24 protein-coding genes are annotated in these 23,200 nt (G+C 70.3%); 11 read left to right on the top strand and 13 right to left on the bottom strand.

Annotated features, from left to right (window positions below; all coding sequences use genetic code 11):
• Nucleotides 1-2 precede the first annotated feature (2 nt).
• Together AB1046_RS02390 and AB1046_RS02385 are read right to left on the bottom strand one after the other, a co-directional pair.
• Nucleotides 3-965 (bottom strand): phosphotransferase family protein, encoded by a 963-nt coding sequence (locus AB1046_RS02390; RefSeq protein ID WP_369372187.1) that lies wholly within the window; start codon nucleotides 963-965, stop codon nucleotides 3-5.
• A gap of 61 nt (nucleotides 966-1,026) precedes the next feature.
• A complete protein-coding gene (locus AB1046_RS02385; protein ID WP_369372186.1) occupies nucleotides 1,027-2,037 on the bottom strand; it encodes a response regulator transcription factor in 1,011 nt (336 codons plus the stop codon).
• A gap of 88 nt (nucleotides 2,038-2,125) precedes the next feature.
• On the opposite strand from AB1046_RS02385, the gene AB1046_RS02380 reads away from it, so the two are divergent.
• Together AB1046_RS02380 and AB1046_RS02375 are read left to right on the top strand one after the other, a co-directional pair.
• Nucleotides 2,126-3,160: a hypothetical protein gene (locus AB1046_RS02380; RefSeq protein ID WP_369372185.1), complete on the top strand. Its 1,035-nt coding sequence runs from the start codon at nucleotides 2,126-2,128 to the stop codon at nucleotides 3,158-3,160.
• 77 nt (nucleotides 3,161-3,237) lie between these two features.
• Entirely contained in the window at nucleotides 3,238-3,762 is a 525-nt protein-coding gene (locus tag AB1046_RS02375) for an SgcJ/EcaC family oxidoreductase (RefSeq protein ID WP_369372184.1), read from the top strand.
• Here AB1046_RS02375 and AB1046_RS02370 read toward each other — a convergent pair.
• Together AB1046_RS02370 and AB1046_RS02365 are read right to left on the bottom strand one after the other, a co-directional pair.
• On the bottom strand, nucleotides 3,728-4,513 hold the full coding sequence (locus AB1046_RS02370) for a sensor histidine kinase (protein ID WP_369372183.1): 786 nt from the start codon (nucleotides 4,511-4,513) through the stop codon (nucleotides 3,728-3,730). The two genes, AB1046_RS02375 and AB1046_RS02370, sit on opposite strands and share 35 nt — an antisense overlap.
• Nucleotides 4,510-5,178 carry a response regulator transcription factor gene (locus AB1046_RS02365; protein ID WP_369372182.1) on the bottom strand — a complete coding sequence of 223 codons (669 nt, stop codon included), beginning with the start codon at nucleotides 5,176-5,178 and terminating at the stop codon, nucleotides 4,510-4,512. Before AB1046_RS02365 ends, AB1046_RS02370 begins: the two co-directional genes overlap by 4 nt.
• 192 nt (nucleotides 5,179-5,370) lie before the next feature.
• On the opposite strand from AB1046_RS02365, the gene AB1046_RS02360 reads away from it, so the two are divergent.
• The 4 genes from AB1046_RS02360 (at nucleotide 5,371) to AB1046_RS02345 (ending at nucleotide 7,984) form a co-directional block, all read left to right on the top strand.
• Entirely contained in the window at nucleotides 5,371-6,084 is a 714-nt protein-coding gene (locus AB1046_RS02360) for a GAF and ANTAR domain-containing protein (protein ID WP_369372181.1), read from the top strand.
• 117 nt (nucleotides 6,085-6,201) lie between these two features.
• Nucleotides 6,202-6,501: a DUF4193 domain-containing protein gene (locus AB1046_RS02355; RefSeq protein WP_369372180.1), complete on the top strand. Its 300-nt coding sequence runs from the start codon at nucleotides 6,202-6,204 to the stop codon at nucleotides 6,499-6,501.
• Between the two features lie 104 nt (nucleotides 6,502-6,605).
• A complete protein-coding gene (locus tag AB1046_RS02350) occupies nucleotides 6,606-7,019 on the top strand; it encodes an ANTAR domain-containing protein (RefSeq protein ID WP_369372179.1) in 414 nt (137 codons plus the stop codon).
• A gap of 104 nt (nucleotides 7,020-7,123) precedes the next feature.
• A complete protein-coding gene (locus tag AB1046_RS02345; RefSeq protein WP_369372178.1) occupies nucleotides 7,124-7,984 on the top strand; it encodes an SDR family oxidoreductase in 861 nt (286 codons plus the stop codon).
• Between the two features lie 63 nt (nucleotides 7,985-8,047).
• Here AB1046_RS02345 and AB1046_RS02340 read toward each other — a convergent pair whose 3' ends face one another.
• From AB1046_RS02340 to AB1046_RS02325, 4 genes are all read right to left on the bottom strand, one after another.
• Nucleotides 8,048-8,254 carry a CsbD family protein gene (locus AB1046_RS02340; protein ID WP_369372177.1) on the bottom strand — a complete coding sequence of 69 codons (207 nt, stop codon included), beginning with the start codon at nucleotides 8,252-8,254 and terminating at the stop codon, nucleotides 8,048-8,050.
• A 142-nt stretch (nucleotides 8,255-8,396) separates the two neighbouring features.
• Entirely contained in the window at nucleotides 8,397-9,359 is a 963-nt protein-coding gene (locus tag AB1046_RS02335; RefSeq protein ID WP_369372176.1) for a TIGR03885 family FMN-dependent LLM class oxidoreductase, read from the bottom strand.
• The gene (locus AB1046_RS02330; protein ID WP_369372175.1) at nucleotides 9,356-11,080 is read right to left on the bottom strand and encodes an alpha-amylase family protein; all 1,725 of its coding nucleotides are present in this window, start codon (nucleotides 11,078-11,080) and stop codon (nucleotides 9,356-9,358) included. Before AB1046_RS02330 ends, AB1046_RS02335 begins: the two co-directional genes overlap by 4 nt.
• Nucleotides 11,081-11,163: 83 nt before the next feature.
• Nucleotides 11,164-12,108: a glycoside hydrolase family 6 protein gene (locus AB1046_RS02325; RefSeq protein WP_369372174.1), complete on the bottom strand. Its 945-nt coding sequence runs from the start codon at nucleotides 12,106-12,108 to the stop codon at nucleotides 11,164-11,166.
• Nucleotides 12,109-12,348: 240 nt separating this feature from the next.
• On the opposite strand from AB1046_RS02325, the gene AB1046_RS02320 reads away from it, so the two are divergent.
• Entirely contained in the window at nucleotides 12,349-13,311 is a 963-nt protein-coding gene (locus tag AB1046_RS02320) for an LLM class F420-dependent oxidoreductase (RefSeq protein ID WP_369372173.1), read from the top strand.
• Nucleotides 13,312-13,426: 115 nt separating this feature from the next.
• Entirely contained in the window at nucleotides 13,427-13,618 is a 192-nt protein-coding gene (locus AB1046_RS02315; RefSeq protein WP_369372172.1) for a hypothetical protein, read from the top strand.
• A gap of 9 nt (nucleotides 13,619-13,627) precedes the next feature.
• On the opposite strand, the gene AB1046_RS02310 is transcribed toward AB1046_RS02315, so the two are convergent.
• The 5 genes from AB1046_RS02310 to AB1046_RS02290 form a co-directional block, all read right to left on the bottom strand.
• Complete coding sequence (locus AB1046_RS02310) at nucleotides 13,628-14,668, bottom strand: Gfo/Idh/MocA family protein (protein ID WP_369372171.1); 1,041 nt, start codon at nucleotides 14,666-14,668, stop codon at nucleotides 13,628-13,630.
• A gap of 27 nt (nucleotides 14,669-14,695) precedes the next feature.
• Complete coding sequence (locus AB1046_RS02305) at nucleotides 14,696-15,514, bottom strand: ABC transporter ATP-binding protein (RefSeq protein ID WP_369372170.1); 819 nt, start codon at nucleotides 15,512-15,514, stop codon at nucleotides 14,696-14,698.
• On the bottom strand, nucleotides 15,511-16,521 hold the full coding sequence (locus tag AB1046_RS02300) for an ABC transporter substrate-binding protein (RefSeq protein ID WP_369372169.1): 1,011 nt from the start codon (nucleotides 16,519-16,521) through the stop codon (nucleotides 15,511-15,513). Before AB1046_RS02300 ends, AB1046_RS02305 begins: the two co-directional genes overlap by 4 nt.
• A 73-nt stretch (nucleotides 16,522-16,594) precedes the next feature.
• Nucleotides 16,595-17,416, bottom strand: a complete 822-nt coding sequence (locus AB1046_RS02295; protein ID WP_369372168.1) for an ABC transporter permease — start codon at nucleotides 17,414-17,416, stop codon at nucleotides 16,595-16,597.
• Between the two features lie 137 nt (nucleotides 17,417-17,553).
• Nucleotides 17,554-17,871 carry a hypothetical protein gene (locus AB1046_RS02290; protein ID WP_369372167.1) on the bottom strand — a complete coding sequence of 106 codons (318 nt, stop codon included), beginning with the start codon at nucleotides 17,869-17,871 and terminating at the stop codon, nucleotides 17,554-17,556.
• A 139-nt stretch (nucleotides 17,872-18,010) separates the two neighbouring features.
• Between AB1046_RS02290 and AB1046_RS02285 the strand changes: the two genes are divergently transcribed.
• The 3 genes from AB1046_RS02285 (at nucleotide 18,011) to AB1046_RS02275 (ending at nucleotide 23,161) form a co-directional block, all read left to right on the top strand.
• Complete coding sequence (locus AB1046_RS02285) at nucleotides 18,011-19,018, top strand: LacI family DNA-binding transcriptional regulator (protein ID WP_369372166.1); 1,008 nt, start codon at nucleotides 18,011-18,013, stop codon at nucleotides 19,016-19,018.
• Between the two features lie 171 nt (nucleotides 19,019-19,189).
• Entirely contained in the window at nucleotides 19,190-20,344 is a 1,155-nt protein-coding gene (locus AB1046_RS02280) for a sugar phosphate isomerase/epimerase family protein (RefSeq protein WP_369372165.1), read from the top strand.
• Between the two features lie 75 nt (nucleotides 20,345-20,419).
• A complete protein-coding gene (locus AB1046_RS02275; RefSeq protein WP_369372164.1) occupies nucleotides 20,420-23,161 on the top strand; it encodes a PKD domain-containing protein in 2,742 nt (913 codons plus the stop codon).
• The last annotated feature ends 39 nt before the right edge of the window (nucleotides 23,162-23,200 follow it).

Below are 23,200 nucleotides of genomic sequence, written 5' to 3'. Positions count from 1 at the left end.
AGCTACAACGTGCTGGTGCGCTGGACGCCCATCAGGGCAGTGACGTAGGCGTCCAGCCGCCCCGCCACGACCCGTGTCGTCAGGTCCGTTCGCCCGGCCTCCCGCCATGGCTGCGACACCTGCTGCACCTCCTCCGAGGCCGCCAGCGCGTCCCGCACCTGCCAGTACAGCCGCTCGCTCGCGGCCGCGGCCAGCACCCCGCCGGCCTCCTCGTAGGCCTCGGCGAACCGCGGACCCCACGCCGGGCCGTGCAGCAGCGCGAGATTGGTGGCGCAGTGCGCCACGTCGAGGTCCGCGGGGCCCCAGGAGGTGCCCGCCCAGTCGACGACGCCGGTGATCCGGGCGCCCGCCCCCGGGGATGACCCATCGAACAGCACGTTGCCGGGCTGGAAGTCCCGGTGCAGGAACCGCCCCGCCCAGGGCGGAGCGGGCTCCCGGATCACGTCGATCGCCGCGGCCCAGACCGCGGCGTCGGCGCCCTCGGGAGTCACGACGGTGTCGGCGGTCGTCAGCGCCACATAGTCCCGGGGCCGCTCGGCGGGTCGCACGTCGTGGATCGCCACGAGCTGCCGGGCCAGCAGATTCACGCGCGTCTCCAGTCCCCCGTCGTCGAGGACCGGCAGGCCCGCCAGGTGTGTCATGAGGAGGGACGGATACTCGCAGTGCGCGGCGGTCGGATCAACCGCGACCAGCTCAGGGGCCGGCACGCCGGTCCCCGGGAGCAGGGTGAGGGCACCGGCCTCCCTGTCGAGCCAGTCCTCGGCGTTGTCCACGTCGACGAAGGTCCGCAGGACCAGGCTGCGGGTGCCGCCCTCCCCCGTGCCGATCGTCAGCCTCCGCATCTCGGCGGTGATGCCGCCGTGCAGCGCCTCGGCCGCGATGATCCGTTCGCCGACCTCCAGGTGCCGGCTCACCCAGGCAAGGGTCTGCGGTCGGACATCCGCCGTCTCGTCACGCTTGGTCACCGGGCCACCCCAGCATCCGGACTGCGGCGCACGCAAAGCTTTTCGCGCCGCTCGCGCATCGTCAGTCCGGGGGAAACCACTGGCTGGCCCGCAGGGCGAGCTGCGTCCTGTTGTCCGCGTCGAACCGCCGCATGAGCCTGGACACCTGCTGCTTGACCGATGCCTCGCTGAGGTAGATGCTCCGCGCGATCGCCTGGTTCGTCGACCCCGTGGCCAGCATCCTCAGCACCTCACGCTCACGGTCGTTGAGGTCGGGCTCCTGTTCGGTCGGCGGTACGGAGGGGGCGGGTACCGTCGGTGACGCCTGTTCGGGATCAACGAACTCGATACGAACGACGGTGCCGGGTCCGTGCGTGCCGGCAAGGCCGGCGCGGGCCACCTCGCGAACTTCGGCCGCAACGCGCCGTTGCGCGGCCGGCCCGGAACCGGTCACGAGGTCGTCGGCCCGCAGCACCACCACGGCCAGTGCCCGTCGAGCGGCGGCGAGGAGCGGCTCCGGACCGGGATCGCGTACACGCGCACGCTGCCGATCCTCACGAGCCTCCCGAAGCTGGGCCCGGGACGCGATGAGGACGCCCGCCAGGTACGGCACGCTGGCCGCCAGGGCCATGGCCGCGGGCGGGAAGCCCCGTTCCACCGCTACCCAGATCGTGCCCAGCGAACCGGCGCCGAGCGCGATGCTGCCGGCGAGCATGGTCCACCAGTCGCCGGCGCGCCGCACCAGGTTCGCGGCACCGAGCGTGACGGCCACCGTGCCCCACGGCATCGCCCCGCTCGCGGCCAGGTCGACCATGCCACCACCGAGACCGCTGGTGACCAGCATGACGATGCCGATCATGATCGCCCAGATCAAGGGGCGGCCCCTGAGGAAGAGCCCGGCGCCGGTCACGAGGAGCTGAAGGGCCGCCGCGGCCGCCGTCCAGCCCGCCTCGGCGGGCACCGCCGCGACGGAGAGCACGGCACCGATCAGGGCAGCGCCCGCAAGCACCGCGAGCGCCCACCGCGAGATGGGCTCCCAGTGCGCGGGGGTGCGGGGTTCACGAAGGTCGCCAGGTGCTTCACCAATGGTCAAAGGGTGCCTCCAGGGGCTGTTGACCGCGTTGCGTGGTGTCACGGTAGGACAGATCCGATTGTCCGGTCCTCCCGTGAGGAAGCTGATGATGTCCACACCACAAGCTGTCCCCCGCCTGCTGCCGCCGCTGGTCCTGTTCGTGCTCGCGCCGTTCATCGCCGAAGCCTCCATCGGGACTGCCTTCGTCCCGTCGGGGATCTTCGCCTTCCTGGTGCTGGTCCCGGTCTACGGGGGTGGTGCGCTGCTCGTTCGCGAGGTGGTCGTCCGGCGCGGCGGTGGGTATCTCGCCGTCGTCCTGCTCGGTCTGGCCTATGCGACCGTGGAGGAGGGGCTGGCGCTGGGCAGCTTCTTCAGCCCGTCGATCTACGAGGCCATCGGGCCCCGGTGGGGCGGGGTCGCGTTCGGCGTCAACGGCGTCTACACGCTCTTCCAGCTCGTCAACCATGCGCTGTTCAGCGTGACGGTCCCGATCGTCCTGGTGGATCTGTGCTTCCCTTCGCGTCGGGGCACACCCTGGCTGAGGACGCCTGGTCTCATCGTGGCTGCGGTGGTGTTCCTGCTGGGCTTCGCCCTGATCCGCTTCGCCACCGTGTTCTCGCTGGACCCGCTGTTCGCGCTGCCGACGCCGCTGCTGGTCGCGTCGCTCGTCGCCATCGCCGCCTGCATCGTCGCGGGGATGCTCGTCTGGCCGTCGATCGGCACAAATGCGACGGCCGCCACGGCCGGACCGCCGCGCCCGGCGGTCTTGTTCGGGTTCGCGGGCCTGCTCACCTGTGTCGCGCTCGGTGTGCTGGGCCTGGGCGGACACCTCGGGCTGCTGGCGGCGTCCCGACCGATGCTCGCGGGCGCCCTGGTCGTGTTCCTGGTGGCGGTGACCCTCGGCGCGATCTGTACCTGGCGGTGGTCGCGCAGGCCGGGGTTCGACGATCGCCACCGTCTCGCGCTGGCCGCTGGTGCCGTCCTGGCACACCAGGTGGTGCTGGGGATCATCCATCCGACCAGCGACCCGGCCCGCGTCGGGGTCGCAGTCACCGGAGTCGTGATGGCCGGTCTGCTCGTCCTGCTCGGCCGGTCCGTCTCGCGACGCCGCGCCGCCGAGAGTCAGCCTTGTCCCCCGGCTTGAGCTGTGCTGACAGTCCGCTAACCCGCTGGTTGCAAGGGTGAAGTCTCCGGAATGTCCATCAGTCCAGGGAGACACCCATGAAGAAGCTTTCGGCCGTCGTCGCCGGAGCCGCCATAGCGGCCATCGCGTTCGGCGCACCGGCCGTGGCCACGGCCACCCCGTGGAACGCAAGCACCACCAGCACCGTGCAGGCCAGCACCGTGCAGTCCCACACCGTGCCGACCGAGGCCCAGATCAGCGCGCTCTTCGACCGGTGGAACACCCTGGTCGAGGCCGGTGACCCGGAGGCACTGGCCGACATCTACGCCCCGGACGCGGTGCTGCTGCCCACGCTCTCGGCCGAGGTCCGGACGGACCGCGCCGGGATCGTGGACTACTTCGAGGAGTTCCTCGCCCGGAACCCGAGCGGGGAGCGGACCCTTTCCGTCATCAACGTGCTCACCCCGACCACGGCGATCGACACCGGCCTGTACACGTTCACCTTCACGGCCGACGACGGCACGGTGACCTACGCGGACGCGCGCTACACCTTCGTGTACGAGAAGCACGGCAGCGAGTGGCTGATCGTCAACCACCACTCCTCGCTGCTGCCCGCCAGCTGACCCGCACGACCAGGCCGCCGGTGGGGGCGTCGTCGAGCACGACGACCCCACCGGCATCGGTGACGAGCTGGTGGACGATCGCGAGGCCGAGCCCGGAGCCTGCCGGGCCGGTACGGCCGGGCCCGCGCCAGAACCGGTCGAACGCTCGTGCCTTCTCGGCAGCGGTCATGCCTGGTCCTTCGTCACGCACCTCGAGCACGACGACGTCGCCGCCGACCTGCACGTCTACCGTGACGGTTGCGCCGTCGGGCGAGACCGCCAGCGCGTTGGAGAGCACGTTGTCGAGGATCTGCTCGACATGCCCGGGGCCCGCCAGGACCACCGGCTCGGCGTCCCATGCTCCGGTCAGCCGGAACCGGACCTCGTGCTCAGCACCCTGCAGGCGCCAGAATGCGAGCCGCTGCTCGATCTCGTCCGCCAGCAGCACCGGCTCGGCGCTGGCGGTCCGGGCGTCGGCGCGGGCGAGCACAAGAAGCCCGTCGATCAGGCGGCTCATCCGGACGACCTCCCGGGTCGCTCGTTCGACGTCGTCCCGGACCACCGGGTCGTCGACGCCCTCGGCGATGTTGTCCAGCGACAACCGGAGCGCCGTCAACGGCGTCCGCAGCTGGTGAGAGGCGTCCGCGATGAATGCCCGCTGGGCAGCGATCAAGGTCTCCAGGCGCTCGTCGCGCCTGGTCACCACCACGCCCGGCGCCGCCGTCACCGCGAGGGCCCGGACGGCGAGCAGTGCCCATAAGCGCCGGATCATGACCCGGCCCCGTCGACGACCAGACGAAACCCGACGCCCCGCACGGCACTGATGGTCAGCGCGCCCGCGAACTTCCGCCGCAGCACGGAGACGTGCACGTCGAGGGTCTTCGTGGAGCCGAACCAGTTCGCGTCCCAGACCGCGTCCATGATCTGTTCCCGGGTCACGAGAGCGCCCGGTTGCTGGCTCAGGAAGGCGAGGAGCCCGTACTCCTTCCGGGTCAGCGGCACCTCGATCCCGTCGAGGAACACGCGCGCCGCTCTCCGGTCGACGGTGACCCTGCCGTAGTGCCCGGCGTCGTCGGACCCGTGCTCGGGGTTGACCCGTCGCATCACCGCCCTGATCCGGGCGATCACCTCGCGCACCCCGAACGGCTTGGAGATGTAGTCGTCGGCCCCGAGCTCCAGGCCGGCCACCCGGTCGGCCAGCTCGCTGCGCGCGCTGATGACGATGATCGGTACGTCGCTCCGCGCCCGCAACGACCGGCACACGTCCAGCCCGTCCAGGTCCGGCAGCCCCAGGTCCAGCAGTACGACGTCGGCCGGGCCGGCCCGCAGTGCCTGGGCCCCGGTAGCCAGCCACTCGACCTCGTACCCGTACCGGACCAGCCCGCGCTTCAACGACATGACGATCGGCTCGTCATCATCCACCAGCAGCACTCGCACACCAGAACTCTAGGGGCGAAACCTGGGCAAAGCGGTCAGCCGGCTGGAGACGTCTTGCGAGCGGGCGGCTTCGTGCACACGATGACCACGCCGTCGCGAAGGGCACCCGAGCGCGTGACCACTGAAGCAGGATGGTCCCCGCCGTTCCGTGAGGACCCGACTCGTTCGGCACCAGGGGGAGGTGAGCGACTGTTGGATCCGTCAGAGCTGTCGCACGCTCTCGCGCGCGCCCTCGCCAAGGGCAACACCGACCGCCCATCGGCGATGCGGCTCTGCGAGGCCTGCGTCGACACGCTCCAGGCACAGGGCGGGGCCTTCACCGTCTCGGCCGAGCCGGGAGAACGCCTGGCCATCAGCACTCCAGGGATGTTCGAACAGCTCGAACCACTTCAGGAGATCCTGGGTGAGGGCCCGGTAAACAGGGCGTTGGCCGAGGACCGGCTGATCGTCCTGCGCATCGACGGGCTGGTGATCGAAGGAGCGGTCGATGAGTACCCCGTCTTTTCTCAGCTGGCCGAATCGGTCGGGGACGACGTGACGCTCTACGCGGTGCCCATGCGCGCACGGAGCCGGGTCGTCGGAGTGCTCAGCCTCTACGTGTCGGCTGATCCACCAGCCCGTAGCGCGGAGGACCTGCAGTTCCTCGCCGACACGGTCGGGGCATCCTTGCTCGGGGATGACGACTCACTGGACTGGTCAGAGAGAGCTCTGCTGCATCAGGCCACCGGCATGGTCCTGGCCCAGCTCCGGGTCAGCCCTGATGATGCGCTCGCGGTGATCCGGGCACATGCCTTCGCACGCTCGACGAGCCTGCTGTCCGTCGCGGAGGAGGTGCTCGAACGGCGCCTGACCTTCTCGCTCGACGAGCCGATGAATGACGAGCCCGTAGGACCCGCGGATCCATGATGACGGGCACAGCGGCGCCGTGTGCCGTCGCACGCTCGGCGTGCGAGTGAGCGAACCACACGCGAAGGTGGGCACTGCAAGCTCTCTGATGGCCCGATCACTGACGGAGAACACCACATGGCAACTGACTACGACGCCCCGCGTAAGACTGATGAGGATGTCGAGCAGGACTCGATCCAGGAGCTGCAGGCGCATCGATCTGACAAGTCCTCGGGCGTTGTGGATCAGGACGAGACCGAAGCGGCCGAGGGCTTTGAGCTCCCGGGCGCCGATCTGTCCGGCGAGGAGCTAGCGGTACGTGTGCTGCCGCGACAGGCGGACGAGTTCACCTGTCCGAGCTGCTTCCTCGTGCACCACCGCAGCCAGCTGGCTTACGAGAAGAGCGGTCAGATGATCTGCACGGAGTGCGCCGCCTGATCGGGTCGCGCCCGCCAAGGGCTGTCCATAGAGTCTGATTCGTACTATTATGCAAAAGACGGAGTCATGAAACGGCTCCAGGTCCGGACGGCCTGGAGGCTCGTATGACACTCACCCATCCCGACCCCGGCACCGAAGCCGATGCCGGTCGTTCCGTGCCGGCCCCGTTGGTGGGCGACAACCTTGGTCGCAACCAGGGTCAGTCAGAACGCACGGTGAGTCCCGTCCTCGTCGGCGAGACGATGATCGAGCGCGCCAAGAGCGTGATCGTCGTTGCCCGGCGCGTCGACGACGACCAAGCCGCTCAGGTGCTGCTCGACGCCGCCTGCGAGGCTCACATCCCTGTGCGGGTGATGGCCGACCAGGTCATGGCCGCGCTGCGGTTCGACGCCAACCTGCAGACCCACGCCGTGGAGGACGTCGTCCAGGACACGCTGGCGCACGCCCTGGGCACCATCCGTCCGGTAGACCGGCAGGAACCGCCGTCTGCCACGCTGCCGGGCGACCAGGTCGCCTGACCCAAGACCCGTCCGACCGGAGGGCGAGCGGACGCACCGTCCGGTCGCGCATGCGAGTCACCTGAGGCTGCCCCATGGTGAATTATCCCGACCACGGAGGGCACATGAACCAGGACCAGTCTTTTCCCCCGCAGCAGCAGGAACCGCCCGGTTCGACCGAGCAGATGACCCCGACACCGGACCACGGCGAGGAGAGCTACGTCGGCAGCGAGAAGCTCGTCGGCTACAAGGCTCTGGTGACCGGTGGCGACTCCGGCATCGGTCGTGCGGTGGCCATCGCCTTCGCGCGCGAAGGGGCCGACGTCGCCGTGTCCTATCTCCCCGAGGAGGAGCAGGACGCCACAACGACGGCCCAGTGGGTGCGCGCGGCAGGGCGCCAGTGCGTCCTTCTCCCCGGCGATCTGCAGGACGAGGCCACCGCACGCGGCGTCGCGCACCGGGCGGCAGGCGAGCTGGGCGGCCTGGACGTGCTGGTCAACAACGCGGGCTATCAGATGGCGCGGCGTGAGTCGATCGCGGACGTGACGACCGCCGACCTGGACCGCGTGCTCAAGACCAACCTGTACGCGCTCTTCTGGGTGACGCAGGCGGCGCTCGAACACATCGGCGACGGCGGGTCGATCATCAACAACTCGTCGATCCAGGCGTTCCAGCCGTCGACCACCTTGCTCGACTACGCGGCTACGAAGGCCGCGATCAACAACCTCACGGTGAACCTCGCCGCGGAACTGGGTCCGCGGGGGATCCGCGTGAACGCGGTGGCGCCGGGCCCGATCTGGACGCCGTTGCAGCCGGCTACCCAGACCGAGGAAAAGATCACGTCGTTCGGCGCGGACACTCCCTTGGGCCGGGCCGGCCAGCCCGCCGAGGTGGCGCCGGCGTTCGTGTTCCTGGCGTCACCAGTGACGGCGTCCTATGTCTCCGGGACGGTGCTGGGCGTGACCGGCGGCAAGCCGGTCTTCTGAGCCTGCTGGCTTACCCGGCCCCCCGGGTGAGGCCGCCGGGTGCGGCCTCACCCGCGGTCGGGGTTACCTCCCGAACGCATCCTTGGCCGCGTCCTTGGCGTCCTGCGCCGCGTCCTTGACCTTCTCCCCCGCGTCCTTGAGGTCTGCCTCGGCCTGCTCGGCCCGGCCCTCGGCTGCGAGCCGCTCGTTGTCGGTCGCCTCCCCGACGGCTTCCTTCGCCTTGCCGAGGCCCTTCTCCGCCGCGTTCTGGACCTTGTCGCCTGCGCTCATCAGCTTTCCCTTCGTTCCTCGGTGCCCGGATCTCGGGAACCGAATCCAGCAGAGTTTCGCCATGTCACGGGACCGGCAGCCGAGACGGCGGCCTGAACCGGTCGATCGCTTGCGTACCCGACCAGCCTGACGCCGTCGAGACTCACTCGCCTCTCAGCGCAGGCAGGACGTGTTCGGCGAAGGTCTCGATGAACGCGTCCTGTTGCCGGCCCACCTGGTGCAGGTAGAGGCGGTCGGCGCCTGCATCGCGCAGCTCGGCCAACCGCGCGGTGATCTCACCGAGGTCGGCGGACACCAGGACGGCGCGGCGCACATCCGCGATCCCGACGTTGCGGCCGAGCGCGTCGAACGCGGCTGTCGTGGGGGTGTCCTCGGTCACGTGGGGCGGGCCGGTGATCGTGCTCCACTGGTCGATCGCGACGGCCTCGGCCTCCGCCGACGTCGGGGCCCACGCGATATGCACTTGCAGGGCGACCTCTCCCGCACCGCCCGCCTCCCGGTAGGCATCGATGACCTGCCGCACCTCCTCCACCGGCTTGTTCACGGTGATGAGGCCGTCCGCCCAGGCGGCATGGCGGCCAGCCGTTGCGGGGGTCAGTGCCGGACCGATCAGCGCGGGCAAAACCTCTGGCAGCGTCCACAGCCGCGCCTGGCGCGCGACGACCCGGCCGGTGTGGTCGACCTCCTCGCCGCGCAGCAGCGCCCGGATCACCTCGACGCACTCCACCAGGCGAGCGTCACGCTCGGCCTTTGCCGGCCAGGGGTCTCCGGTCACGTGCTCGTTGAGGTATTCGCCGGAGCCGAGCGCAACCCAGAACCGGCCCGGGTACATCGCCCCGAGCGTCGCGATCGCCTGCGCCACGATCACGGGGTGGTAGCGCTGACCGGGCGCGCACACCGTGCCGAACGACAGGTCGGTAGTGGCGAGCGCGGCCCCGAGCCAGGACCACGTGAAGCCCGACTCGCCCTGCCGCTCGCTCCACGGGGCCAGGTGGTCGGAGCACATCGCGGCGTCGAAGCCGGCGTCCTGAGCGAGCCGGGACACGCGCAGGCCCTCGGTCGGGTGGAGCTGCTCGTGGGAGACGTGGAAACCGATGGCGGTCATGCGTTGTCCTTGCTGTCGGAGGCGCTGCCGGAGGTCCCGTCGACAGGCTCACCGGCCGTTTCGACTGCCGAGTTGCCGACCGCGTCGCCGTCGATCGTGCGCCGCAGCCACCGGTAGCCGTACCCGGCGATCGGGATGCGCCCGTCGGCCTCGATGGGGGCGTAGTCCTGGTCCACGTGCACGTCGACGTAGCGCGCGAGCCCCGCATCGAGGGTCAAGACCTCGTCGGCGGGCAGGCTGGCGACCACATCCTCGTCGGCCAGGTTGGCCAGCAGGAGCACGCTGGACTCCGCGACCTGGTAGCGCAGCGCCAGGACGGACGGGACGCCCAGGTCCCACGGTTCCGGGCGGACCCGGCCGAGCTCGCTCAACCCCAGCCGGGCACGCACCAGGGCGCCCACCCGGTGCAGCAGCGAACCGTCGCGCACGTTCTGCTCGTCCACGCTCACGTGCTCGGGGCCGTAGGGACCGGTGACCACGGGCGCCTGGAACTTCTCCGGTGCGGCGTTCGAGAAGCCCGCCGACGGCGTCGTCGACCACTGCATCGGCGTACGGACAGCCTCGCGCTCCAGCCGATCGAGGTTGTCGCCCATCCCGATCTCGTCGCCGTACCGCAGCACCGGCGGCCCGGGCAGGGAGAGCATCACGGCGTGCGCCAGGGCGATGCGGCGCGGGTCGCCGTCGAGCATGGGGGCCAGGCGCCGCCGGATGCCGCGGCCGTAGACCCGCATCGAGTCCTCGGGAGCGAAGGCATCGAGCACCTCCGTGCGCTCGTCCTCCGCGAGCCGGACCAGGTTCAGCTCGTCGTTGTTGCGCAGCCAGTGCGCGTACGTCGCGCCGTCCGGTGGGGCTGGCTGATTGCGCAGCGCCCGCTCCAGCGGCTCGGCCTGGCCGCGGGCCAGGGCGAGGAAGAGGTGGTTGTTCGTCCAGAAGTCGAGCAGCATCGTCATGCCCTGGCCGTCGGACCCGAAGTACTGGGCGGCCTCGGCCGGTGCCTCGTCCACCTCGCCGAGCAGCACGGCCCCCGTGCGTTGCCCGGACACGGCGGCGCGCATGTCGCGCACGAGCCACTGGCCGTCGGTGTCCGGTCGGGCGGCGCGGGCCCGCTCGAGCATCATCGGCATGGCGTCCACCCGGAAGCCCGAGACGCCCAGGCGCAGCCAGAACGCGACGATGCGGTACAGCTCGTCCCGGACGCGCGGGTTGTCGAGCGCCAGGTCCGGCTCGTGCGCGTAGAAGGCGTGCCGGTAGAACTGTTGCGCCTCGTCGTCCCAGGTCCAGGTCTTGGGCTCGACGTCGGGGAACATCGGCTTGATGTCACTGTTCGGCTCGTCGGCCCAGATGTAGTAGTCGCGATACGGCGAGTTCCGGTCCTGCCGCGCCTCCTGGAACCAGCGGTGCTGGTCGGAGGTGTGCTGGGCGATGAGCTCGACCAGGACGTGCAGGCCGAGGTCCTCGGCGGCCTCGAGCAGGTGGGCCATGTCGGCCAGGTCGCCCAGGCGTGGGTCGACGGCGAGGTGGTCCGCGACGTCGTATCCGCCGTCGCGGAAGGGCGAGGCGTAGAAGGGCAACATCCACACGCACGTGGCACCGAGCCCGCGCACGTAGTGCAGACGCTCGGTGATGCCGCGCAGGTCGCCCCAGCCGTCTTCGTTCGAGTCGGCAAAGAGGCGTGGATCGAGCTGGTAGATGACGGCGTCGGAGTACCAGGAGGATCGCATCGCCCCAACGTACGGCGGCACATACCACTCGCAACCGGGCCCCTTCCGCGTCCCAGGAGTCCGCGGAAGGGGCCGACCGTGGGTTATGAACCGTCGATCAGCCGGACGGCAAGACCGGGATCGAAGGTGCCGGCCGGGACGGACGGGGCGGTTCCGCACGGGCCGTCGGAGACGCCGGGGGTCTTGACCCACAAGCGCATCTCGGCGCCGCCGCCGGTCTGTGCGGTCACGCCGAGCCTGCGGCCGGCCGGGTTGCACCAGCCATCGCCGTGGCCGTTGCCGTTGCGGCTGGTGTCGATCACGAACGGCTTCGTCGTACCGAGGTAGCTGTTGACCGAGCTCGCGTAGCTGATCGACTCGTTGGTCGTGTAGAAGTTCGAGACGTTCACCGAGAAGCCGCGAATGTTGCCGATACCGGCCTGGTTCAGCCGGTAGGCGATCGTGGACGCGTTGGTCCAGCCCGAGTTCCCGGCGTCAAGGTAGGCGTAGGTGTTCGGTGCCTTCTGCTGGAACATCTGGGTCGCATAGAGCAACATGGCGAGCCGTTCGTCCTTCTGCGCCTGCGTCATGCAGTCCATGCCGTTCAGCGCGTCCGGCTCGATGATCACCACCGCCGGCTTGCTGCCGATCCCGGCCGCAAAGCTGGAGATCCAGGTCCGGTACGCGCCGGCGCTGCCCGCACCACCACCGGAGTGGCCCGCGCAGATGTCCCGGTCCGGGATGTTGTAGGCGACCAGGACCGGCAGCTTGTCCTGCCCGTCCGCCGCTCCGGTGTAGTTGGCCACGGTGGTAGCGATCGCGGCGTCGTTGCCGAACCAGCGGGCGATCGGCTTGGACCCGATCGAAGCCTGGATCCGGGCCGCTCGGGCATCACCGGAGTTGTTGCGGGCCCAGAGGGCGGGCAGCGAGTTGGGATTGACGTAAAAACCACTGGTCAGACTGATCGGGTCGGCCGCTACGGCGGGTGCGGCCGGCACCAGGACGATGGTCGCCGCCAGCACTGCGGCGAAGGTCTTCAGGATGCGCATTTCGGAGTCCTCTCTGACTCCAGAGCCCTTCCCCATTGAAGGGCTCCTGGTGGCGGAAACGCTCGACCACCGGCTACCGCAGCGTCAATTCATCGGGGCCTTTCCGAACGAAAGCGATCGTGTGGGCGGTGCATGACCTGACCCGAAAGACGACCCGTTCGGGTCCGCCGGTCCCGGAAGGCGAGTGGGCCACGACCCTGCCTATGGTCGTGAACGAACCGCGAGGAAGGGAGCAAGTCCATGCGCATCGGGTACACGCTCATGACCGAGCAGAGCGGACCGCGAGAGCTGGTCCGGCACGCCGTGGCAGCCGAGGACGTCGGCTTCGACTTCGAGGTATCGAGCGACCACTACTCCCCTTGGCTCACGGAGCAGGGCCATGCACCCAACGCCTGGGTGCTGCTGGGCGCCGTGGCGCAAGCCACGAGCCGGGTCGAGCTGATGACCTTCGTGACCTGCCCGACGATGCGGTACCACCCGGCCGTCGTTGCACAGCAGGCGGCGACCCTCCAGCTCCTCGCCGACGGCCGGTTCACCCTCGGACTCGGTTCCGGCGAGAACCTGAACGAGCACGTCATCGGCGAGGGCTGGCCCAGCATCGCCGTGCGGCAGGACATGCTCGAGGAGGCGGCGCACATCATCCGCGAGCTCCTCACCGGCGAGCTGGTCACCTGGGAGGGCGACTACTTCCGTGTCGACTCTGCACGCCTCTGGGACGTGCCGGACGCCGGGGTCGAGATCGGCATCGCAGTGTCCGGCGAGCACGGGGTCGAGCGGTTCGCACCGCTCGCGGACCACCTGGTCCAGGTGCAGCCCGACGGCGACCTCGTGCGCGAGTGGTCCGGTGTACACCCGGGAAGCTCCCGGGCGTACGGCCAGGTGCCGGTGTGCTGGGACCCGGACGAGGAGGCCGCGATCGAGCGAGCGCACGAGCAGTTTCGCTGGTTCGGCGGTGGCTGGTCCGTGAACGCGGACCTGCCGACACCAGCCGGATTCACAGCGGCCTCGCAGTTCGTACGGCCGGAGGACGTGGCGTCGGCGATCGCCTGCGGGCCAGACCTCGACAAGCTCGCCGAGAGCGCCCGCCCGTTCCTGGACGCCGGGTTCACAGACCTCGCGATCGTCCAGGTGGGCGAGCACAACCAGGACCGCTTCCTCGCTGAGGCCGCCGGCCCGCTGGTAGAGCGCCTGCGCAAGCTGTAGACCGGCAGATCTCGCCGGGGGCTCCCGAGCCTGGGTGCGAGTGCAGCGCGGTCCCAGTAGCGTCGAAAGCAGTCGCACGGCTGTGCGGCCGCCATCGGGCTCCGGAGGAATCAGCATGAGTGAGAACGACACACCGCGGGACGACGCCGAGTTTGCTGAGCTGGCCGAGCGTCAGGCAGAAGCCGTTCGGGCAACGGACCCCGCCTCGGACGAGGCAACAGATCCCGCGGACGAGAACGCGATACCCGGCGAGCATCCCGAGGACAACCCCGACAAGGAGGGCGAGGAGCGGTTCGACGCCGGCTGAGGCCCGGCATCAGCGTCGGCGGCGCCGATCAAGCTGGCCCAGCTCCGCCGGCCGTACGACCACCCCGGTCGCGGCGGCCAGCTCGATCGCGCACAGCAGCCGGACCGTCTCCAGGGCGTCGTCTACGCCGACCGGTACCGGCGAGGACGTCTGGAGAGCGTCGATGATCCGGGTCCACTGCGCCAGGTGTCCCGCGTGCCCGATCCTGAGCGGCTCGGCCGCGCCGCTTGGGATGCTGCCCGTCCCCGGCTCAGCCACCCCCGGCACGTCCCAGCGCCGCACCTCACCCTGGCCGAGCTCGACCGACCCCCGCGAGCCGAACACGGAGATCGTCGCCGGGAACCCCGGCGGCGTCGCCGTCGTCGTGGTCACCACACCCAGCGCACCGGACGCGAACCGGAGCGTCGCCACCGTTGTGTCCTCGGCCGCGATCGTGTGCGCGAGCGTGCCGGACTGCGCTGTCACCGATTCGACCGGACCGCACAGCCAGCGCAGCAGGTCCACGCTGTGCACGCCCTGGTTCATCAAGGATCCGCCGCCCTGCTCCGCCGTGGAGCGCCAGGGCGCGGCACGGTAGTAGTCGTCGTCGCGGTGCCAGTGCACGTGGGTCGTCGCCAGCCGCAGCTCGCCCAGCGCCCCGTCGTCGATGGCCTTCTTGAGCGCCACGTGCTCGGTCTCCAGGCGCCGCTGGGAAATCATCGAGACCGTCAGCCCGCGCTCACGGGCGGCACGCGCGACGCGCAGCGCGTCGTCGACGTCCAGTGCGAGCGGCTTCTCGACGACGACGTGCCGGCCGGCCTTCAGAGCTGCCAGCGCGAGCGCCGCGTGCGTCCCGCTCGGGGTGCAGATCGCGACCACGTCGACGTCGGGGTGAGCGATGACCTCGGCGGGATCGAGACGCTCCACAGGCCCGCCCATGAGGTCCTCGGCCCTCCCGCCGCTGGACGCGACGAGACGTGCCCGGCCCGCCAGCTCACCCAGCGCCTTCGCGTGCATCCTCCCGATGCCGCCCATACCGACGATCCCCACCCCGAGCGGGTGCGCCGTCACTGCCGGGCCTCAGCACTCCGGCGCAGGTCACTCGGGTGCATGGCTCGCGCCGAGGAGCTCGCGCAGTCGCTCGGCCGCCGCGGTGAACCGGGGGTCGGCGAGCGTCGCGCCGTACGCACGACGGTCCGGCAGGCCCGGTTCGAGCGTCTCCAGGATCCGGCCGGGACGCGGGCTCATGACGACGATCCGGCTGCCCAGGTACACCGCCTCCGGCACGGAGTGGGTCACCAGCACGACGGTGGTCCCGGTGTCCCGCCAGATCCGGTTCATCTCGATGTTCATCTGCTCGCGCGTGAGCGCGTCGAGCGCGCCGAACGGTTCGTCCATGAGGAGCACCCGGGGCTCGTGCAGCAGCGCACGGCACAGCGCGACGCGCTGCTGCATGCCGCCGGACAGCTCGTGCGGAAGGGCCTTCTCGAATCCCGTGAGGCCGGTCAGCTCGATGAGGTGGTCCGCGCGCTCCTGGGCAAGACGCCGGTCCATCCCGCGCATCTCGGCCTGGAGCAGGATGTTCTTGCGCACGCCACGCCATTCGAGCAGGGCCGAGCGCTGGAAGGCGAACCCGATGTCGCGCTGCGGACCGGTGACCCGCTGCCCGTACAGGCGCACGTCACCCTCGGTGGCACGGGTCAGCCCCGCGATCACCTTCAGCAGCGTCGACTTGCCACAGCCGGACGGTCCCGCGACGGTGACGAACTCGCCGGGCTGCACGGCCAGCGAGACGTCGTCGAGCGCTACGGTCTCCGAACGCTTCGAGACGAAGCGCCGCGTGAGGTGCGTGACCTCGATGATGGGCCCGGCGTCGGACGTCTGGACGGACTCCCCCTGCGCGCTCGTCACGGTCACAGGTCCGCCCCGAAGGTCGCGTCCCAGTAGTCGCCGGGCTCCGAGGTGCCCTCGAACTGCGTGTTCTCGCTCAGGAACGCGAGCGTGTCGGTCCACTGCTGCTCGGTGTTGACGCCAGGAGCCGGGGCCTCGGCCAGGTTGAGGAGGCCGATCGTCGCCTCGAGCTGGGCCGCCAGCACGCTCTCCTCCGGCGCCTGCTCTGCGTTGGCGGCCATCGCTGCGACGGCGGCCTCCGGGTCCTCCGACGCCGCAAGGAAGGACTCGGACGTCGCCCTCAGCATCGCCTGGACCAGCTCCGGGTCGCTCTCGATGGTCGCCTCGTGCGCCAGCAGGCCGGTGCCGAGCAGGTTCATGCCGAAGTCCGAGAACGGGAGGGCGGACACCTCCCTGCCGGTCTGGTTCTCGATCGTCGGTGCCTGGTCGTGGTGGAAGCCCTGGATCGCGTCGACCCTGCCCTCGATCAGCGCGGCGATCTTGCCCGCGGCGTCGACGTTGACCACGCTCACGTCCGCCGGGTCGACCCCGTTGAGCTCCAGCCACGCCGGAAAGGTGCCGTACATGGCATCGCCCGGGGTGCCGGCGACCGTCTTGCCCACGAGGTCGGCGGGCTCGGTGATGCCCTGGTCGTCGAAGAACTCGACCGAGCTGGGGCCGGTCTGCAAGAAGACGCCGACGCTGCGCATCGGCATGCCCGAGGCGATCCCGTTCGCCAGGGGCGGGGTGTCCGCCCACCCGAAGTCGGTGTTGCGCTGCGCAACCTGCTGGACGGTGTTCCCGGAGCCGTTGCCCGGCTGGATCGTCAGGTCGATGCCGGCTTCCTCGAAGATCCCTTGCTCGACGCCGTAGTAGAACGGCGCGTGCTCGCCGTACGGGACCCAGTTGAGGGTCACCGTGACCTCGGTCAGGCCGTCGGCCGACTGCTCGCCGCCGGCCTGCCCGCAGGCCGAGACCGTTGCCAACGCGACGCCTGCCACGACTATCGACATTCCGAACTTGCCACCACGCATGGGTAGAGCCCTTCTGGTCGTTGCGCTTCGCGGACGGCGAGGGCGCGGGAGTCGTTTCTGTCGGTCCGGCGCGTCACACGGTCGCGAGCGCGAGGTTGCCGCGCCGCGAGGCGTGCCATGGGATGAGGAGGCGTTCGAGCAGCTCGACCAGGACGAAGAGGACCACGCCGATGAGCGACATGAGGATCAGGTCGGCGAACAGCAGGGGCGCGTCGAGGTTGCCGCTGGCGAGCAGCAGCACGTACCCGAGACCGCGGTCGGCACCCACGAACTCGCCGACGACGGCGCCGACGACCGCCAGCGTGACCGCTACCTTCAGGCCCGACATGAGCTGCGGGAGGGCCCCGGGGAAGCGGATCTTGCGGAACGTCTTCCACCGGGAGGCGCCCATGGTCGCGGACATCTCCAGCAGCTCGGGGTCGACGGAGCGCAGCCCCGCGACGGCGGAGACCACCACCGGGAAGAAGGCGATGAGCACGGCCAGGACGATCTTCGGCGTCATCCCGAACCCGAACCAGACCACGAGGATCGGCGCGATGGCGATCTTGGGGATGACCTGGGCGAAGAGGATGAGCGGATAGAGGGACTTCTCCGCCGTCCTGGAGTAGACGAGGAGCACCGCCGTCGCCACGCCGATCGCGGCCGCGAGCACAAACCCGACGATCGTCTCCAGGGTGGTCACCCACGTGTGCTCGAGCAGCATCGCCCAGTCCGCGACCATCGTCTGGGCCACCGCGCCGGGTGCGGGCACCAGATAGGCCGGCACGAGCTCTCGCCAGGCCACGAACCACCACGCCACGAACAGCGCGAGCAGCACCGCGGCCGGTCGCCACGACTCCGCGAGCAGCACGAGCGCGCGGCTCCCGAACGACGGTCTCCCAGCTTCGTGGTGCATCGAACTACCTCTCCGTCGAGGTGCGCCGACCAGCCGAGTGGTTCGGCCGGGGCGTGTTGTCGTGCGCTACGCCAGGGACACTAGGGGGCCCACCGGGGTCGGACAACGAGTTGCCACTTGTTGCCACGCCGGCCGGATCAGGCGTCGTCCAGGCCGGTGGCGGCGTCGAGATCGATCGCGACGGCCCGGAAGCCGGCGGAGCGCACCGCGCGCAGCACCTCCCCGCGCAAGGGCTCGGTCGCGATGCTCGCGAGGTCGGCGCGCGGCGCCTCGAGCCGGGCCAGCTCACCGTGGTGCCGTACGCGGACGTCCGCGAGGCCGAGGCGCCTCAGCTCACCCTCCGCCGCCTCGACCTGGACCGTCTCCTCCCCCACCGCGTCGACCAGCGGGACCGTCTCCGCCCGCCCCTCCCCCGGCAGCGAGCCCGTCCCTGTACCCCGTGCGCCCATGGTCATGGTGCTCATTCGAGAGCGCGGCCCCAGGGCCGTCAAGGAGTTGCCACCACTTGCCAGGCAGGTAGGGATACACCGCGTTCCGCCCGTTCTACGGCAAACGGTTGCCGCGCCGCACCCGGGCGATCTACGCTCCGGGCGCATGGGCGAAACCGAGAGTTCCCGCTCCAACCCGACCATCTACGACGTCGCAAAGGCGGCAGGTGTCGCTCCCTCGACGGTCTCGCGGGCGTTCTCCCGGCCGGGGCGCGTCAACACGGCGACGGCGGAGCGCATCCACCGCATCGCGCAGGAGCTCGGTTACCGGGTGAACCCCGTCGTCCGACCGCTGCCGTCCGGCAAGACCGCGCTGCTGGCGATCATCGTTTCCGACCTGACCAACCCGTTCTTCTTCGAGATCATCCGCAGCGCCGCGAAGACCGCCGTCGACTCGGGGTACACCCTCCTGGTGGCGGACGCCCACGAGTCGGACGAGGCGGAACGCCAGTCCCTGGAACGGACCCTGCCCCTGGTGGAGGGCGTCGTCCTGGCCACGTCCCGGCTCTCGGACTCGTCGATCCGGGCCGTTGCCAAACAGCGGCCGACGGTCGTGATGAACCGCGTCATCACGGACGTCCCGAGCGTCATCACCGACAACGCGCAGGGGATGCGGCGTGCCGTGGCGCACCTGGCGGGCCTCGGGCACTCGGTACTGACGTACCTCGCGGGCCCCGAGGCGTCCTGGGCGGACGGGATGCGTTGGCGCGCCTTCCGCGAGGCAACCCAGGAGCTCGGGCTGAGAGGGCGGCGTCTGGGCCCGTTCGCCCCGACGCTTGCCGGCGGGCTCTCCGCCGCCCAAGCCCTCACCACGCACTCCGCGACCGCGACCATCGCCTACAACGACCTCGTCGCGATCGGCGCGATGCGCGGGCTGACGCGGCTGGGGGTCGAGGTGCCTCGCGACATGAGCGTCGTCGGGTTCGACAACATCTTCGGCTCCGACTTCTGCACCCCGCCGCTGACGACGGTCGCCGCTCCGCTGCGCCACTTCGGGACGTTCGCCGTCCAGCGACTCCTGAACCAGGTGCGTACCTCGTCGCTCGGTCTGTCGACGCCCGCGCTGCTCCCCGCGAAGCTCGTCGAACGGGGCTCGACCGCCCGTCGGGGCTGACGCTCGCGGACGACCGGCCGCACGCACGCCGTTCGCCGTCGCACAGGGGCAACAAGTGGCAACTCGTTGTCCGGCGTCACCCCGGACCGCATAGTGACGGGGCATGCCCACGCCTCCGGCGTCCGTGCACGGTCCCGCGCAGGCAAGGTCCTCGATGGAGAGGTTCATCTGATGCAACGCACCGCAAGCACCTCAAGACACCATGTGACACGGTGGCTCGCCGCCGCGGTGGCCGCCGTGCTGTCCCTGCCGCTCCTGACCCTTCCTCCGGCAGCGGCCGGGACCGTGGGGTGCGCGTACGGCTACACGAGCGAGGCCACCGTCTGGTTCGGCGCCGACGCCGACTCCGGCGTGCCGAACCACGAGACCGATGACGGCTGCACCGTGCTGGACAAGATCATGGCGGACGCGCCGTTCCGGACGCACGCCGCGTTCCTCAGGACGGTCGTCTCCGAGACCAGTGCCCTCGTGCGCGAGCGAGTCCTTACCAGCCGTGAGCGCTGGAAGATCGTCCACGCCGCCGCCGTCTCGAAGGTCGGTAGCCCGCACCCGGTCACCGGCAGGCGGTCCGTCGACCTGTCCAGGATCGGCCTGGTGGGCTACACGGTCCGCGCGACCATGCCCACCGACGCCGAAGGAACGCTCTCGGCACTCGCGGCCTGCGGCTTCCAGAACATCGAGCCCTCGGGCAGCGCCGGCAACTTCTACGGCTACTCCGCTGCGGAGCTGGCGCCGCTCACCGAGGAGGCGGGGTTCGATGTGCCCTCGCTCGGCGTGAGCCTGTCGAACCTCCAGAACGACCTCGACCTGGTCGTCTCGGAGGCCCATGCGATCGGGGCACGGTACGTGCGCATCTCGGGGTCCGGCGACTGGACCCTGGCGGACTACTCCCGGATCGCCGCGATCCTCAACGAGGTGGGCGAGCGGCTCGCCGCCGAGGGCATCCGGGTCGCCTACCACAACCACGGGTTCGAGTTCGGGACCGCCGAGAACGGGGTCACCGGCTACGACGTCCTGGTCCGCGAGACCAACCCGGCGTTCGTCGCCATGGAGCTCGACGTGTACTGGGCCGCGAGCGCGGGCATCTCGGCCGTCGACCTGTTCGAGCGGTACCCGGGCCGGTTCGAGCTGCTGCACCTCAAGGACATGGCGGCGGACGGCTCCTTCGCGGACGTCGGCGAGGGCACCATCAACTTCGCCGAGATCTTTGCCGCCAAGTCGCTCGCCGGTGTCCGGTACGGCTTCACCGAGCACGACCAGCCCTCCCCGGACGGCGTGACCTCCGCGTGCAACAGCCTCGGCTACCTCGCCGAGCTGCGCTACTGAGCTCGCCCGCCTCTCCTCTCCGGAGCGCGGGGCACGTCTGCCCAGAAACATCCGACCCAGCACGAGGGAGTTCTGATGTCCGCACTGCACCGCCGGGCCCTGGGCGCGACGACCGCTCTGGTCGTCGTGCTCGGCGCCCTGGTCCCCGCCTCCACGGCCGCCACGGCACATGACGTCCCGGCCGGCTCCGACCACGCCGAGGCCACCGCGTTCGACAAGGTCCCGCTGGTCACCGAGGGACTCCGCGACCCGTTCGAGCTGGATGTGGCAGACGACGGCCGGGTCATCTACATCCAGCGCACCGGCCAGGTGGTCGTGCTGGACCAGGACACGCTCCGCCAGACCACGGCCCTGGACCTGGACTACTCCCTCAACCTGCTCACGCAGTCCGACGGACTCCTGGGGATCACCCTGGACAACAACTTCGCCGAGAACGGGTGGCTGTACCTGCTCTGGAGCGACCCCGACGTCGCGAAGATGAACCTCTCGCGGTTCACGATGGGGCCGGACAGCATCATCGACCCGGCGTCGGAGGAACGTCTGCTCGACTTCACCATCTGGCGCGGCGAGGGCCGCGCCAACTCCCACATGGCCGGCTCGCTCGCGATGGGGCCCGACGGCGACCTGTACGTGGCCACCGGTGACAACTCCGACCCGTTCGACCAGCAGGGTTACACCCCGATCGACGAGCGTCCCGGCCGCCGCGGCTGGGACGCGCAGGGCACGTCCGCCAACACGAACGACCTGCGCGGCAAGGTCCTGCGGATCACCCCCGAGGACGACGGCACCTACTCGATCCCGGCGGGCAACCTGTTCGCGCCGGGCACCGAGGGGACCCGTCCGGAGATCTACGGGATGGGCTTCCGCAACCCGTTCCGGATCACCGTCGACCCCGGGACCGGTGCGGTGCTCATCGGGGACTACGGGCCTGACGCCCGCGTGGCCAACCCGCTGCGTGGTCCCGACGGCCAGGTCGAGTTCATCCGGATGACCGAGCCGGGCAACCACGGCTGGCCGTACTGCCACGCCGACAACCAGGCGTACATCGACTACGACTTCGCCACCGGAGCCTCCGGGGCGGCGTTCGACTGCGCCAACCCGGTCAACGAGTCCCCGAACAACACGGGCCTGCGCGAGCTCCCGCCGTCACAGGAACCGCTCGTCTGGTACGGCTACGGACCTTCCGAGGAGTTCCCCGAGCTCGGCTCGGGCGGGGCCGCCCCGATGGGTGGGCCGGTCTACCGCTACGACCCGGAGCTGGACGTCAAGACGAAGTTCCCCGAAAGCTTCGACGGGCACTGGTTCGTCTCCGAGTACGCCCGCAACTACTACAAGGTGCTCTCGCTGGACGAGACCGGCGCTCTCGCCTCGATCGACCCGTTCCTCGCGGGCGAGACGTTCGTCGCCCCGTTCGAGGCCGAGTTCGGCCCCGACGGCTCGCTCTACATCATCGACTTCGGCCGCGGATCAGGCGCCGGCCGCGGTAGCACCAACACCGATGCGGGCATCTACCGCGTCGACTACGCGGCCGACGGCCGACGGCCCATCTCCCGGTTCGCCGCCGACGTCGACTCCGGCTCGGAACCACTGACCGTCGCCTTCACCGGCGACACCAGCGAGAGCCCCGACGGGCTGGAGATCACCTACGCGTGGGACTTCGAGAACGACGGTGTCGTCGACTCCACCGAGGCCAACCCCGTGCACACCTACACCGACCGCGGCCAGTTCAGCGCCCGCCTGACGGTCACGGACAGCGACGAGTTCACCGGCGTCTCCGTGCAGAAGATCACCGTCGGCAACACCCGGCCAGAAGTCTCCTTCGGGGCGCCGTTCCACGGAGGTTTCGCCGAGCTCGGCGACACCGTCCCGTACTCCGTCGACGTGGCCGACGCCGAGGACGGCACCACCGAGGCGGGCACCATCGACTGCGCGGAGGTCGCGGTGAACACCCAGCTGGGTCACGACGGCCACTCGCATCCCCTGGACAACTACACCGGGTGCACCGGGTCGGTGTTCCTCGACCCGGCGGACCACGGGGTTGGCCAGAACGTCTACCCCGTGCTCGGGGCGGGCTACCAGGACCTCGGCGCCGACGGCGTCCCGGCACTGGCCGGCCAGGACATCAACCGCCTGCAGGTGCGCGACAAGGAGGCCGAGTTCTACTCCGAGAGCTCGGGCGTCACCGTGGTCGACGGCGCCGACGCCCGGGGCGGCCGGCTCGTGACCGACGCCGACCACGGCGACTGGATCGGATTCGGCCCCGTCGACCTGCGCGGGATCGACGCCCTGACGATCGGCGCCGTCCGCGGCGCTGCCGACACGACCGTCGAGGTGCGGGCCGGCAGCCCGACCGGACGCAAGCTCGGTCAGGTCAAGGTCGCCAAGGCCACCGGTGCGGGGCAGGTCGTCTCGCCCACCATCGACGTCGAGGACGAGGAGGGTGCCACCACCCTGTACCTCGTCGTGACGAGCAAGCGCGAGCCGGCCGACGGTGCCGACCTCGGTCTCGACTGGCTCGTCTTCCACGGCCGCGGCATAGCCGACGACACCGCCCCGGTCGTGACGGCCGAGGCCGACCGCCCGGTCGGCTGGGTGGGGCTCCCGATCGACCTGTCGGGCTCCGCGGTCGCCCCGGAGGGGCGCGACATCGTCTCCTACCAGTGGGACCTCGGTGACGGGACGACGGCGGAGGGGACCGCCGTCACGCACGCCTACGAGGAGCCTGGCCGGTACACCGCCCGGCTGATCGCGACGGACAGCGAGGGCACCCGCGACTGGACGACCGTCGAGATCACGGTGATCGGCGGCGGGAGCTGAGCCTCGGCGACAACGCCGCTGGTGCCCCTGGAGCCCGCT

Source organism: Promicromonospora sp. Populi (genome assembly GCF_041081105.1).
Taxonomy (GTDB): domain Bacteria; phylum Actinomycetota; class Actinomycetes; order Actinomycetales; family Cellulomonadaceae; genus Promicromonospora.
The sequence above is the reverse complement of the archived record's forward strand: the minus strand, read 5'-3'. Positions and strand labels throughout refer to the sequence as shown.